Genomic DNA, 13,769 nt, shown 5'->3' on the forward strand with positions numbered 1-13,769 from the left:
CTGTTCTTTTTTTGTTCTATTGTTTCTCTATTATCCTGTCAACCGAATCGCAATTGAGCCGCCTCTTTGCCGATTGCGCCTCGACATGGGCGTTGTCGTCATTACATAGGAGGCTTTCAACGACATGCAAAGCTGGCTTCCGATGAGCGAACTCAAGACCATCTCCATTCGCGGTGCGCGCGAGCACAATCTCAAGGGTATCGATCTTGATCTGCCGCGCAACAAGCTCATCGTGATGACCGGGCTCTCCGGCTCCGGCAAATCCTCGCTCGCCTTCGATACGATCTACGCCGAAGGCCAGCGCCGCTATGTCGAGAGCCTTTCGGCCTATGCCCGCCAGTTCCTCGAAATGATGCAGAAGCCGGATGTCGACCAGATCGACGGCCTGTCACCGGCGATCTCGATCGAGCAGAAGACGACCTCGCGCAACCCGCGCTCGACGGTCGGCACGGTTACCGAAATCTACGACTACATGCGCCTTCTGTTCGCGCGCGTCGGCGTACCCTATTCGCCTGCCACCGGCCTGCCGATCGAGAGCCAGACTGTCAGCCAGATGGTCGATCGCGTTCTGGAGTTCGGCGAAGGAACGCGACTCTATATCCTCGCGCCGCTCGTGCGCGGCCGTAAGGGCGAGTACAAGAAGGAACTCGCCGAGTTGATGAAGAAGGGCTTCCAGCGCGTCAAGGTGGATGGCCAGTTCTATGAAATCGCCGACGTGCCGGCTCTCGACAAGAAGTACAAGCACGATATCGATGTGGTCGTCGACCGCGTCGTGGTGCGGCCCGATCTTGCGACGCGTCTTGCCGACAGCCTCGAAACCTGCCTGACGCTTGCCGATGGCCTGGCGATCGCCGAATTCGCTGACAAGCCCCTGCCGCCGGAGGAAACCGCTGCCGGCGGCTCTGCCAACAAATCATTGAACGAGACGCACGAGCGCGTCTTGTTTTCGGAAAAATTCGCCTGCCCGGTCTCCGGTTTTACCATTCCGGAGATCGAGCCGCGGCTCTTTTCGTTCAACAATCCCTTCGGCGCCTGCCCGACCTGCGATGGGCTCGGCAGCCAGCAGAAGATCGACGAAGCGTTGATTGTTCCCGAGTCGAACCGGACCTTGCGCGACGGCGCGATTGCGCCCTGGGCAAAATCCTCCTCGCCTTACTACAATCAAACGCTGGAGGCGCTGGGTAAGGCCTTCGACTTCAAGCTCGGCAACCGCTGGAGCGAACTCTCCGATGAGGCGCAGCGCGCCATCCTGCACGGCACGGAGGAAAAGATCGTCTTCCACTATGTAGACGGTGCGCGTTCCTACAACACGACCAAGACCTTCGAAGGCATTGTGCCCAATCTCGAGCGTCGCTGGAAGGAGACCGACAGCGCCTGGGCGCGCGAGGAGATCGAGCGCTTCATGTCGGCAGCCCCCTGCCCGGCCTGTGCCGGTTATCGGCTGAAGCCGGAGGCGCTTGCCGTCAAGATCAACAAGCTGCACATCGGCGAAGTTACCGACATGTCGATCCGCGTCGCCCGCGATTGGTTCGATGTCTTGCCGGAGCACCTCAGCGCCAAGCAGAACGAGATTGCAGTTCGCATCCTCAAGGAAATCCGCGAGCGGCTGCGCTTCCTCAACGATGTCGGGCTTGAATATCTCAGTCTTTCACGCAATTCAGGGACGCTCTCCGGTGGCGAAAGCCAGCGCATCCGGCTCGCTTCCCAGATCGGTTCCGGGCTAACCGGCGTGCTCTACGTGCTCGACGAACCCTCGATCGGTCTGCACCAGCGCGACAATGCCCGCCTGCTCGACACGCTCCGGCATCTGCGCGACATCGGCAACACGGTCATTGTCGTGGAGCATGACGAGGACGCGATCCTGACCGCCGACTACGTCGTTGATATCGGCCCGGCGGCCGGCATCCACGGCGGCGAGATCGTTGCGGAGGGCGCGCCGTCCGACATCATGGCCAATCCGAAATCGCTCACCGGAAAATACCTCTCCGGCGAGCTCGCCGTTGCCGTTCCGAGCGAACGGCGAAAGCCGAAAAAGAAAAAGGAAATCACGGTCGTAGGCGCGCGGGCCAACAACCTGAAAGATGTTTCAGCCTCGATCCCGCTCGGTGTCTTCACGGCAGTCACAGGCGTTTCGGGCGGCGGCAAGTCGACCTTTCTCATCGAAACGCTCTACAAGGCGGCTGCACGCCGCATCATGGGCGCCCGCGAAAACCCTGCCGAGCACGACCGGATCGACGGCTTCGAGCATATCGACAAGGTGATCGATATCGACCAGTCGCCGATTGGCCGCACGCCGCGCTCGAACCCGGCGACCTATACCGGTGCGTTCACGCCGATTCGCGATTGGTTTGCCGGACTTCCCGAGGCGAAGGCGCGCGGCTACCAGCCGGGGCGCTTCTCCTTCAACGTCAAGGGCGGCCGATGTGAAGCCTGCCAGGGCGACGGCGTCATCAAGATCGAGATGCACTTCCTTCCGGACGTCTATGTCACTTGCGACGTCTGCCACGGCAAGCGCTACAATCGCGAAACGCTGGACGTGCATTTCAAGGGCAAGTCGATCGCCGACGTGCTCGATATGACGGTCGAGGAAGGCGTCGAGTTCTTTTCGGCGGTGCCGTCCGTGCGCGACAAGCTCGTGACGCTGAACCAAGTGGGGCTCGGCTATATCAAGGTCGGCCAGCAGGCGAACACGCTGTCAGGCGGCGAAGCGCAGCGCGTGAAGCTCGCCAAGGAACTGTCCAAGCGCTCGACCGGTCGCACGCTCTACATTCTAGACGAGCCAACAACAGGGTTGCATTTCCATGACGTAGCCAAGCTTCTTGAAGTTCTGCATGAGCTCGTCAACCAGGGAAATTCGGTCGTGGTCATCGAGCATAATCTCGAAGTCATCAAGACAGCCGACTGGATCATCGACTTCGGCCCGGAAGGCGGCGACGGCGGAGGTGAAGTGATCGCCAAGGGTACGCCAGAAGATGTCGTGAAGGAGCCCCGTTCGTACACCGGCCATTTCCTCAAGGAACTGCTGGAGCGCCGGCCGGTCAAGAAGGTCGAGGCGGCGGAGTGACCGGCTCGCGGCCGATCCGCATCTCTGACAATAGCCTGGAGCGCGGATCACGGCGCTCCTTTGGGACCGATGCTCGCCTGGAAACGGGTGGCCGTGCTGACAGGGATGGGCGACGCTGATTGTGCGGTGTCGTCGAGCCGCTGGTGACAAACAAGATCAATCGCCCGGAAGGGGCCTTGAGGAGGAGACGATGACACAATCCGGGAAAATCCGCATCGGCATCGGCGGCTGGACCTTCGAGCCCTGGGAAGGCACCTTCTATCCTTCCGACCTTCCAAAGAAGCGGCAGCTCGAATTCGCCGGCAAGGAACTGCGCACGATCGAGATCAACGGCACCTATTACAGTTCGCAGAAGCCGGAAACTTTTGCCCGGTGGGCGGCGGACGTTCCGGATGGTTTTGTCTTTTCGCTGAAGGCCAGCCGCTTCGTGACGAATCGCAAGATTCTCGCCGAAGCCGGTGAATCGATGGAGAGATTCCTGACGCAAGGCCTCACGGAACTGGGCGATCATCTCGGCCCAATTCTCTGGCAATTCGCGCCGACCAAGAAGTTCGAGCCGGAGGATTTCGAGGGTTTCCTGAAGCTCCTGCCGGAGAAGCAGGACGGCCTGAAGCTTCGTCATGTGGTCGAGGTTCGCAACCCGTCCTTCCAGGCGCCAGACTTCGTCGAGCTTCTGAACAAATACAACGTGGCGGTCGTGCTCGCCGAACATGCGGACTATCCGATGATCGCCGACGTCACGGCGGACTTCGTCTATGCGAGGCTGCAGATCGGCAGCGACGACATAAAGACCTGCTATCCGCCCGAGGGGTTGGATCTCTGGGCTGAGCGGCTGAAGACCTTTGCGGCGGGCGGCGAGCCGAAAGGGCTTGAAAAAAGCGCGCCGGACCGCAAGGCGGATAAGACGCCGCGCGACGTCTTTGCCTTTTTCATTACCTCCGGCAAGGTCAATGCGCCGAATGGCGCAAGGGAGTTGCAAAAGCGGGTGGGTTAGCCCCCTCCGCCGCTGTCTCGAACGGCGTGGCTCCGGCACACGTAGATTCGTTGCGGCCGTGACGGCCACAGTGACACTAGATGTTGTGGCGCTCTGTCAAATCGCCTCGGTGCGGCCTCATCGATGTCGCTGCGCAGCCGAATCACCAGGGCACGCGTCACATCCAGGCCGCCGTTGCAATCGCGGGTAGCGCTGCGGCATAGACTTCATCTGCTTTTTTACCCTTGAAAATTTTGATCTAGCGCCTGCCGCTGCGGCATTGTCGCAGGCAAACAGCGGAAGTCCCTGATTTTCAACGGGTTGAACAATGTCCCCGTTTTCCACAGTCGATCCACACAACATATAGCGCCCAAACTTCCGTCACAAACCACCCCTTGACGCCCCAAGCCGATTCACGGTTAATGGATCTCACGTTGCGACGGCGGCGGACCGGGAAGTTAAGAGGCCGGTTCATCCCCCCAAATCGTCGGTCCTGGCATGCGATCCGCACGGATGATCCGTGTGGCCGCGGCGGAGGAGTTTTGCGCGATTTTTTGGGCCGCCGGGACAACATTCAGGCTGGCATAAATGACTTGTTAATACTATATTTAGTGTTTGCAGCCAGCATCATCACAAGATACAGGGTGACCCAGGGCATGGGTTTCCTTCAAAGACGGAAGCTGGAGCTGGCTGCGGGCACCCTCGCGGCCGGGCGGGGTTAATTGCGCGTTGGCGCATGGCAACAAAGGATACGGGACAATGAAGATCGAACGCCGTTTCACGAAGGCCGGGCAATCCGCCTACGCCGAGATCGATTTCCGCAAGGCGACGAGTGAGATCAAGAACCCGGACGGGTCGATCGTTTTCCGCCTCGAGAACATCGACGTTCCCGCGCAGTTCTCTCAGGTTGCCGCCGATATCCTGGCGCAGAAGTATTTCCGCAAGGCCGGCGTGCCGGCCAAGCTGAAGCGTGTCGAGGAAAACGACGTGCCCTCCTTCCTGTGGCGCTCAGTGCCCGATGCGGATGCGCTGAAGGCACTGCCGAAGGATGAGCAGTACGGCTCCGAAACGGATGCGCGCCAGGTTTTCGATCGCCTGGCCGGCACCTGGACCTATTGGGGCTGGAAGGGCGGCTATTTTGACACGGAAGAAGATGCTGCCGCTTTCCGCGATGAACTTGCCTACATGCTCGCCACCCAGCGCGTCGCGCCGAACTCGCCGCAATGGTTCAACACCGGCCTGCACTGGGCCTACGGCATCGATGGCCCCGGCCAGGGCCACTTCTATGTCGATCCGTTCACGGGCAAGCTGACGAAGTCGAGGTCCGCTTACGAGCACCCGCAGCCGCATGCCTGCTTCATCCAGTCCGTTGCCGACGACCTCGTCAACGAGGGCGGCATCATGGACCTCTGGGTGCGCGAAGCGCGCCTCTTCAAATACGGCTCCGGCACCGGCTCCAACTTCTCGCACCTGCGTGGCGAAGGCGAGAAGCTGTCGGGCGGCGGAAAGTCCTCCGGCCTCATGAGCTTCCTGAAGATCGGCGACCGCGCCGCCGGCGCCATCAAGTCGGGCGGCACGACCCGGCGCGCCGCCAAGATGGTGGTCGTCGACATCGACCACCCGGATATCGAGGAATACATCAACTGGAAGGTCAAGGAAGAGCAGAAGGTGGCGGCCCTTGTCACCGGCTCCAAGATCGTCGCCAAGCACCTGAAGGCGATCATGAAGGCCTGTGTCAATTGTGACGGCAGCGACGACGCCTGCTTCGACCCGAAGCAGAACCCGGCGCTGAAGCGCGAGATCCGCGCCGCCAAGCAGGCGCTGGTTCCGGAAAACTACGTCAAGCGCGTCATCCAGTTCGCGCGCCAGGGCTACAAGGACATCGAGTTCAAGACCTACGACACGGACTGGGATTCGGAAGCCTATCTCACCGTCTCCGGCCAGAACTCCAACAACTCCGTTTCGATCAAGGACGACTTCCTGCGTGCCGTCGAGGCTGATGGCGAGTGGAACCTTACCGCCCGCAAGGACGGCCGCGTGCTGAAGACGCTGAAAGCCCGCGATCTCTGGGAATCGATCTCCTACGCCGCCTGGGCGTCGGCCGATCCGGGCCTGCATTTCAACACGACGATGAACGACTGGCACACCTGCCCGGCAGTTGGACCGATCCGCGCGTCGAACCCGTGCTCGGAATACATGTTCCTCGACGACACGGCCTGCAACCTCGCCTCGCTGAACCTGATGCAGTTCAAGGACGCCGCCACCAAGCGGATCAACATCGGCGATTACGAACATGCCGTCCGTCTCTGGACGATCGTTCTCGAAATCTCGGTGATGATGGCGCAGTTCCCGTCCCGCGAGATCGCCGAACTCTCCTATGAATACCGCACGCTCGGCCTCGGCTACGCCAACATCGGCGGCCTGCTGATGTCGTCCGGCATTCCCTATGACTCGGCCGAGGGCCGCGCCATCGCCGGTGCACTGACAGCGATCATGACCGGCATTGCCTACGCGACTTCGGCTGAAATCTCGGCCAAGCTCGGCCCGTTCCCGGGCTTTACCCCGAACCGCGACAACATGCTGCGCGTCATGCGCAACCATCGCCGTGCGGCCTACGGCGAAGCCAAGGGCTATGAGAGCCTGTCGGTCAACCCGGTTGCCCTCGTCCACGCCGATTGCCCGGACCAGGACCTGATCGCCCACGCCAAGAGCGCCTGGGACAAGGCCGTCGAGCTCGGCGAAAAGCACGGCTACCGCAATGCCCAGGCAACCGTTATCGCGCCGACCGGCACGATCGGCCTCGTCATGGACTGCGACACCACGGGCATCGAGCCTGACTTCGCGCTGGTCAAGTTCAAGAAGCTCGCCGGCGGCGGCTACTTCAAGATCATCAACCGCGCCGTTCCGGATGCGCTGCGCACCCTCGGCTACTCGGAAAGCCAGATCGCCGAGATCGAGGCTTACGCCGTCGGCCATGGCAACCTCAACCAGGCGCCGGCGATCAACCCGACAACGCTCAAGGCCAAGGGCTTCACCGATGAGAAGGTCGAGGCCGTCAACGCTGCGCTGAAGTCCGCCTTCGATATCAAGTTCGTCTTCAACCAGTGGACGCTCGGCGCCGATTTCCTCAAGGGTACGCTGAAGGTCACGGACGAGCAGCTTGCCTCGATGGACTTCAACCTGCTCGAGCACCTGGGCTTCTCCAAGAGGGACATCGAAGCCGCCAACATCCACGTCTGCGGCGCGATGACGCTCGAAGGCGCACCGTTCCTCAAGGCCGAGCACCTGCCGGTCTTCGATTGCGCCAATCCCTGCGGCAAGATCGGTAAGCGTTACCTTTCGGTCGAGAGCCACATCCGCATGATGGCGGCCGCCCAGCCCTTCATCTCCGGCGCGATCTCGAAGACGATCAACATGCCGAACGAGGCGACGGTCGAGGATTGCAAGAACGCCTACATGCTTTCCTGGAAGCTGGCGCTGAAGGCGAACGCTCTTTATCGCGACGGTTCGAAGCTGTCGCAGCCGCTGAACGCTTCGCTGATCGAGGACGACGAGGAAGAGGAAGCGATCGAAGAACTGATGCAGGCACCGGCGGCCGCCCAGGCTGTCGCCGTCACCGAGAAGATCGTCGAGCGCGTGATCGAAAAGGTCGTCCGCGCCCGTGAAAAGCTGCCGAACCGCCGCCAGGGCTATACCCAGAAGGCGATCGTCGGCGGCCACAAGGTCTATCTGCGCACCGGTGAATTCGGCGATGGCCGCTTGGGCGAGATCTTCATCGACATGCACAAGGAAGGAGCCGCCTTCCGCGCGATGATGAACAACTTCGCCATCGCCATCTCGCTCGGCCTGCAATATGGCGTGCCGCTCGAAGAATATGTGGAGGCTTTCACCTTCACCAAGTTCGAGCCGGCCGGCATGGTCCAGGGCAATGACGCGATCAAGAACGCGACGTCGATCCTCGACTACGTGTTCCGCGAGCTCGCCGTCTCCTATCTCGGCCGCCACGACCTTGCGCACGTCGACACCTCCGACTTCGGCAATACCGCACTTGGCCGCGGCATCCAGGAAGGCAAGACCAACCTCGTCTCGACCGGCTGGACCCGCGGCTACAAGCCGACCATCGTCGGCGGCACGGCCGATCGCCAGCTCTCCGAGCCGAAGGGTGCCTCGACCGCCGCACCGGCGCGGGCGTCCGGTGGTGCCACGATCACTTCGATCGCCGGCAACGCCGCCCGCAAGCTGGAACCGGCCGTAGCGGCGGCTGCATCGGAAGTCCTGGCCTTCAAGCGCGACTATGAGGAGCGAGCCGCCGAGCTTGCCGAAGACGTTGCGGCCGAATCGGTTGAGGACGTAACCGCCCTCTTCTCCGACAAGGCCGCCGCCGAAGCAGCCTCCGCCAAGGCCGACGCCAAGAAGGTCGAAGCCGAACGCCGCGCCCGCTCGATCATGCAGGGCTACACCGGCAACATGTGCTCCGAGTGCCAGAACTTCACGATGGTGCGGAACGGCACCTGCGAGAAGTGCGACACGTGTGGTGCGACCAGCGGATGCAGCTGATTACACTTGCCCCGGCTGCTGCTGCGGCGGGGCGGGCACCTAGACTAGAAAAGAAAAGTCAGAGAGCGGCCACTTGGCCGCTCTTATGCGTTATATCGCGTGTTTGGCTCAGTTTATTCGCCGCGCCACGTTATAGGTGCAGCCGGAGTCTGATCACGGGCATGCGGCTTCAGGGAAGGACTTGCACCGCCTGCGCCGGCGACGATGCTGCCCTATCCAAACTCGCTGAATGGAGGTCCAGCGTTCATCTGCCCAAGCCGTGGAAAGGAAACGACAATGAGCGATATCGACGGCAAAGAGTTTGTTCTCGCGGGCGTCGTCATGAAACGCCTGCTGTCCGCCGAACAGACCGTGGGGCAGTTCTGCCTCTTCGAGAATAAAAGTGACGGAAACACGAGGACGCCGATCCATGTCCACGCCAAGGATGACGAGACGGTTTACATCATTGAAGGCGAACTGACGGCGGCGGTCGACGGCCAGCCTCGGCGCCTGACTGCAGGCGAGAGCATCTTCCTGCCGCGCGGCGTTCCGCACCAGCTTTTGAACATGAGCGGCAATCCTTGTAGATATATCTTGATCGGGACCCCCGCTCTGTTCGACCGGTTTATCGAGGAAGCCGGCCACGAACTTCAACCGGGCGAAGTCGTGGGACCGCCGACACCCGAGGAGATCGAGCGCCTGCGTGAGGCTTCGTCACGGTTCGGCATCACTTTGCTCTCGGAGTGGCCCCAGCCAGAGTGACGCGGCGTCCTGGGCATCAAGACGTCTCCTGACGAAGAGAGCAATCCCGCTCACCGTCGTGTCACTGCCCGAGCGATGCTGGTCGCGATGTGCTTTCGGACCAGTATCAGGGAAAGCGAGCCGACGCCTTTGCGGACTCACTGTCTTCGAACTTGAACCCACAAGCCGAAAGGCCCCGCCATTTCCAGAACACGAGATTCATAGCCTCGATGGATGCACAGGACACTGGCGCGCCCGGCGGATTTCTCTTATACACGTCAGCTGACGGGGTCGTAGCTCTGTTGGGAGAGCGCCGCAATCGCACTGCGGAGGTCGAGGGTTCGAATCCCTTCGACTCCACCAAGGCTTTCAGTGTCCATACTGGAAACATAGGCAACAACTTGTACCTAAGAGACAGGGACATATCATGCCGAACGGGTTGTCGATAGCTACTCGTCCGGGCCGACATCCTTGACGCGGCTTTGTTAAATGTCTGAACCGATTATTGAAAGCATCCTGAGCGATCCCAGTGCGGACGACGTTCGCGCTGTCGTCACAGCACTTGATGCCTACAACAACGCCAACAGCGGCATGGCCGACCAGTCGGGTTTTGCCGTCATCATCCGAGACCCGGAAACGCGCGCAGCCGTCGGCGGGCTTTATGCCACGGATGGCTATCGCTGGGCCTTTGTCAGATATCTGGCGATCCCGGAGGAATATCGCGGGTTAGGCCTTGGCAGGCGGCTCATCGCCGATGCTGAGAAAATTGCAAAGGCGCGCGGCTATATCGGCATGTGGCTCGACACGTTCGAGTTCCAGGCTCGACCGTTCTATGAAAAGCTCGGATACGAGATCTTCGGGGAGTTGGAAGGCGCGCCCGGCGCTATCCCTCGCTATTTCCTGAAAAAGCGCTTCTGACGGTCGCGGCTTGCAAAACGAGGGACACGCGCAATTCGCGCGCGCCATTCTCAACCGCGCCTCTGGTTTCGGTCAGGAACGCCATGAAAACGCCTAACAATCACCGCGGCGGAACGATGCCCTGGTAATACTCGCCTTCGCCTCCGACGTGGACGGTCTGCGAGCACGCCGCGAGAGTGGCGATCGCGAGCAACAACAGGATCTTGCGCATAGGCCTCGTACCTTAACGGATTGACGATCATTGATATTCCGGCATTGGCGCGGGATCAATTGCCTACCGGTGATCGCGAACCATTCTTTTAGGTGTGCTCATCCATCGGCCGAAGACTTGCGGCGAGGTATCCGCTGTGCCGCAGACGGAGCGCATCCATTCTAGAGACCGCGAAAAGGGGAGCAGGAAGCCCGGCCGAGGCCTCCTGAGTGGCGGCTCCCCCGACGCGAATACGGGTGGCGTTCTAGAATGGGGTCGGCGGTACGATACCCGGATAGTAGTCCCCTTCCCCACGTTCGTAGCGGTCGACCATGCTCGACCTCGATGTTTGTGAGCACGCGCACAGTGCAGAAAGCGCTACCAACAACACGATCACGCGCATAGACCTTCGTCCTTTCCCGGCTGAGTGATGTCCCCCGATGCTCATGCATTTGCGCAGGATCTGGCGGCCTCTTTTCTTCATTGCGACTGTGATTGTACTATGTTGCTCAACCGAGGGTATAGAAATTATTGGGTGAATTCGGGCACCCATCGCAGCACGGCGAATGCGGCGGCCTATTTCCCCTCGACCTCTTCCGCCCAGGTCTTCGCGCCGCTCTCGCCGTTGAGGAAGGGCAAGGCCGTTTCCAAAAGCTTCGGCGAGACGAAGATGTCGTAGTGGGTGAGATCAGGCAGGATCGCGAGCCGGTTCTTCGACATGTTCTCGCGCATCCAGCCGGCGTCCTTCAGACCGCCGCCGAGTTTGTGGTAGAAATCGATGATGTGCTCCAGCCGGAACATGTCGCTGTCGCCATAAACGAGCATGACCGGCATGGTGAGCTTGGCCACGGCTGCAGATCCGTCATAGTCGCGTCGCATCAGGTCACCCATTGCGTCGAGTAGTTTCGGGAACTCCGACACGTTCGGCGCGACGGCAGCGTAGGACTTATACATCGGCGTTTCCTTCATCATCTCGACCGCACCTGCACCGACCTGGGCCTGCGCCGCGATCATTTCCGGATAGAAGCCATCCTTGGCGTAAGGCGTCGAGACCAGCACCAGCCGCCGCACGGTCCTGGGGGCCTGCGCTGCCATCTGCAGAGCGACGCCGCCGCCCATCGAATAGCCGAGCACATCGACCCGTTCGTAGCCGAGCTCCTTGACGAGCGCGTCCATGTCCGCGCCCATCGCGGCGAGATCGATCGGGCGGTCACCGAGTGGCGTACGGCCGTGTCCCTGGAGATCGACGCCGACGACCTGGCGACTCTCGGCAAGCTTCGCAAGGTTCGGTCCGAACATTTCGATGATCCCGAGGCCGCCGTGGAGCAGCAGCACCGGCTCGCCCTCGCCATAGACCTGATAATAGTAGTTGATGCCGTTCACGTTGAGGTGCCCGCTCTTCGTCGGCGCCGGGGTTGCCGCCTGTTCCATTGTCGCCTCCTCGGCAGCGCTTGTCGCAGGCGTGCAAAACGCGCCTATTGCCGCGACGATCAGGCTGATCAGGGTTGTCTTCGGCATGTCTCATCCTCCGGTTTGGGGGTCGCCAAGGCGACGGGGCATGCCTCAAGGACGGTCTTGCAGGTAACCTGCCGACAGCGCAGCGGTATTTTTTTGCCGCGCGCCGTTCCGTCCGCCGCAAACGTTAAGATTTGCATAAAATCCGCCCGCCCGATTTCACCGCCTCGCAAGCGAAATCTGGCACAGAGGAAGGATTATTGAGGTTCGAAATGGCGCTTGGCGCCGACGAGGCGGAATATCTTGACCCAGGTCGTGTCCATCTCCGCGACAACGGCGGCATACGCGGCGGAAGCCGTCAAGCCGTCGGCCCGCGTGCGTGGCGACGGCCCGACCGACGAGGCGATCACGCTGCTTTCGGTGCGCAGGGAGGAACAGGCCAGGCCAGCGCCAATTGCGAAGGTCAGGGGTGCCCTGCCCCTCGGCCTGATGCTGATCGGCGCCGATGGCCGCCCGCCGCAACAGACGCAGGCGGAAGCGCTGCGCCGCTATCTCGAATTCATGCAGGAAGAAACGGGCGAGAAACAGCAAAGCCGGCAGGACGATCCTGCCGGCGACGAAAGAGAAGGCGACGACGAGCTCGCCGCGATCCTGGATCAATTCATCCAGGGGTCGTGACGGTCGAGGCCTGATCTTAATTGTGCTTGTGGCCACCGACGGCGGCGCCGACTGGCAGCAGATAATCGACCTTGCCCGCCTTCTCGAACGTGAGGGTCACAGGTACGGCGTCGCCCTCGGCAAAGGGCTTCTTCACCTCCATGAACATCAGATGCAGACTGCCGCTCTTGAGTTCGACCGTCCCGCCCGCGGGAATGGCGATACCGTCCTCAAGCTTGCGCATTTTCATCACGTCGTTTTCCATCTTCATTTCATGCAGTTCGACCCGCCCTGCGGCAGAGCTCTCGACAGCGAGCAGCCGATCGTCGGTGCCGCCGGTATTCTTCACGACAAAGCCGCCGCCGCCGACCTTCGCGCCCGGCAGCATCGCCTTCACGCCGCCGCCGGAGATTTCGAGCTCGCCGACCTCGATCGGGCCGCCGGCGGTCTGATGGTTACCGTGCCCGCCGTGAGCATCTTGACCGCTTGCGAGCGTAACGGTGACAGTCGGCGTCGGGCTTTTGAGATCATTGGCGCTCTGGCCTTCGGCCCTGCCGTCGCAGCCGTGCGGCACCTGGAGAACGACCTTGGAAGTCGTTTCGGCGCGTGCACTGTCGGTTTCGAAGGTGGAGTGTGCATGCGCCATGCTGGCGGCAGCAAGGGTGAGGCCGGCGGCAAGTAGGGTGAATTTGGTCTTGGTCATGTCGTAATCTCCGAACCACGCGGGCTTCGAACCCTTGTGGTCAACACCGCCTTGGCGGCTGTATAAAATGGAATGCGTCAGGAGGCGGTTACGACAGCTGTTGGCGGGCCGCGTGACGGCGGCAGCAGCCGCAATGGGGGAAGCGCCACTTCGGTCTTGATGACCGGTGTCTTGGCAAGCCAGTTGCCGTTTTCGGCGGGCGCGCTTTCTTCGGGGGGCGTTGGGAGAAGCACAGATCCGGCGAGGCGGCAGGCTTCACAAATGGGGGCGATCGCGGGGGCTTTGTCCCGTCCGGCATCATGATCGAGACCGTTCGTGCCGAAGCAGATATCCGCGAATGTGCCGTCGGGCAGCAGATAGTCGGCAGCAGCCGCTGGGCCCAGCGTCTTCGGGAAAGCCGGCTTGTGGGCGAAAGACAGGAAAACGAGCGCAAAGGCGGCGAGCACCCGCACCGCAACCCGCCATTTGTCCACGCGCCTTGCCATGATCGCCCCTTGGTCGGCCAATTCGTTAATCCCAGCCGATCAGAATT

At 61.3% G+C, this 13,769-nt stretch carries 9 protein-coding genes and 1 tRNA gene; 7 read left to right on the top strand and 3 right to left on the bottom strand.

Annotated elements, in window-relative coordinates:
* Positions 1–142 precede the first annotated feature (142 nt).
* The 6 genes from uvrA to RB548_RS07845 all read left to right on the top strand — a co-directional run bounded on the left by uvrA (position 143) and on the right by RB548_RS07845 (position 10,232).
* On the top strand, positions 143–3,064 hold the full coding sequence (gene uvrA / locus RB548_RS07820) for an excinuclease ABC subunit UvrA (protein ID WP_331374913.1): 2,922 nt from the start codon (positions 143–145) through the stop codon (positions 3,062–3,064).
* A 190-nt stretch (positions 3,065–3,254) separates the two neighbouring features.
* Positions 3,255–4,058: a DUF72 domain-containing protein gene (locus RB548_RS07825; protein WP_331374371.1), complete on the top strand. Its 804-nt coding sequence runs from the start codon at positions 3,255–3,257 to the stop codon at positions 4,056–4,058.
* A gap of 738 nt (positions 4,059–4,796) precedes the next feature.
* Entirely contained in the window at positions 4,797–8,594 is a 3,798-nt protein-coding gene (locus RB548_RS07830) for a vitamin B12-dependent ribonucleotide reductase (protein WP_331374372.1), read from the top strand.
* Positions 8,595–8,870: 276 nt separating this feature from the next.
* The gene (locus tag RB548_RS07835) at positions 8,871–9,335 is read left to right on the top strand and encodes a cupin domain-containing protein (RefSeq protein ID WP_331374373.1); all 465 of its coding nucleotides are present in this window, start codon (positions 8,871–8,873) and stop codon (positions 9,333–9,335) included.
* A gap of 266 nt (positions 9,336–9,601) precedes the next feature.
* Positions 9,602–9,677, top strand: a tRNA-Ala gene (locus tag RB548_RS07840).
* A gap of 126 nt (positions 9,678–9,803) precedes the next feature.
* Positions 9,804–10,232: a GNAT family N-acetyltransferase gene (locus RB548_RS07845; RefSeq protein ID WP_331374374.1), complete on the top strand. Its 429-nt coding sequence runs from the start codon at positions 9,804–9,806 to the stop codon at positions 10,230–10,232.
* 766 nt (positions 10,233–10,998) lie between these two features.
* On the opposite strand, the gene RB548_RS07850 is transcribed toward RB548_RS07845, so the two are convergent.
* A complete protein-coding gene (locus RB548_RS07850; protein ID WP_331374375.1) occupies positions 10,999–11,940 on the bottom strand; it encodes an alpha/beta fold hydrolase in 942 nt (313 codons plus the stop codon).
* Positions 11,941–12,180: 240 nt separating this feature from the next.
* Here RB548_RS07850 and RB548_RS07855 point away from each other — a divergent pair, with 240 nt between their 5' ends.
* A complete protein-coding gene (locus RB548_RS07855; RefSeq protein ID WP_331374376.1) occupies positions 12,181–12,555 on the top strand; it encodes a hypothetical protein in 375 nt (124 codons plus the stop codon).
* Between the two features lie 16 nt (positions 12,556–12,571).
* Here RB548_RS07855 and RB548_RS07860 read toward each other — a convergent pair whose 3' ends face one another.
* On the bottom strand, positions 12,572–13,237 hold the full coding sequence (locus RB548_RS07860; RefSeq protein ID WP_331374377.1) for a copper chaperone PCu(A)C: 666 nt from the start codon (positions 13,235–13,237) through the stop codon (positions 12,572–12,574).
* Positions 13,238–13,314: 77 nt separating this feature from the next.
* A complete protein-coding gene (locus RB548_RS07865; RefSeq protein ID WP_331374378.1) occupies positions 13,315–13,722 on the bottom strand; it encodes a hypothetical protein in 408 nt (135 codons plus the stop codon).
* Positions 13,723–13,769: the final 47 nt, after the last annotated feature.

Source organism: Sinorhizobium chiapasense, assembly GCF_036488675.1.
Lineage (GTDB): Bacteria > Pseudomonadota > Alphaproteobacteria > Rhizobiales > Rhizobiaceae > Sinorhizobium > Sinorhizobium chiapasense.

Excerpts from the sequence above, each read along its gene's own strand:
- uvrA (WP_331374913.1), top strand. The coding sequence starts at position 143 with ATGAGCGAACTCAAGACCATCTCCATTCGCGGTGCGCGCGAGCACAAT.
- RB548_RS07830 (WP_331374372.1), top strand. The coding sequence starts at position 4,797 with ATGAAGATCGAACGCCGTTTCACGAAGGCCGGGCAATCCGCCTACGCC.
- RB548_RS07825 (WP_331374371.1), top strand. The coding sequence starts at position 3,255 with ATGACACAATCCGGGAAAATCCGCATCGGCATCGGCGGCTGGACCTTC.
- RB548_RS07865 (WP_331374378.1), bottom strand. The coding sequence starts at position 13,722 with ATGGCAAGGCGCGTGGACAAATGGCGGGTTGCGGTGCGGGTGCTCGCC.
- RB548_RS07845 (WP_331374374.1), top strand. The coding sequence starts at position 9,804 with ATGTCTGAACCGATTATTGAAAGCATCCTGAGCGATCCCAGTGCGGAC.
- RB548_RS07850 (WP_331374375.1), bottom strand. The coding sequence starts at position 11,940 with ATGCCGAAGACAACCCTGATCAGCCTGATCGTCGCGGCAATAGGCGCG.
- RB548_RS07835 (WP_331374373.1), top strand. The coding sequence starts at position 8,871 with ATGAGCGATATCGACGGCAAAGAGTTTGTTCTCGCGGGCGTCGTCATG.
- RB548_RS07860 (WP_331374377.1), bottom strand. The coding sequence starts at position 13,237 with ATGACCAAGACCAAATTCACCCTACTTGCCGCCGGCCTCACCCTTGCT.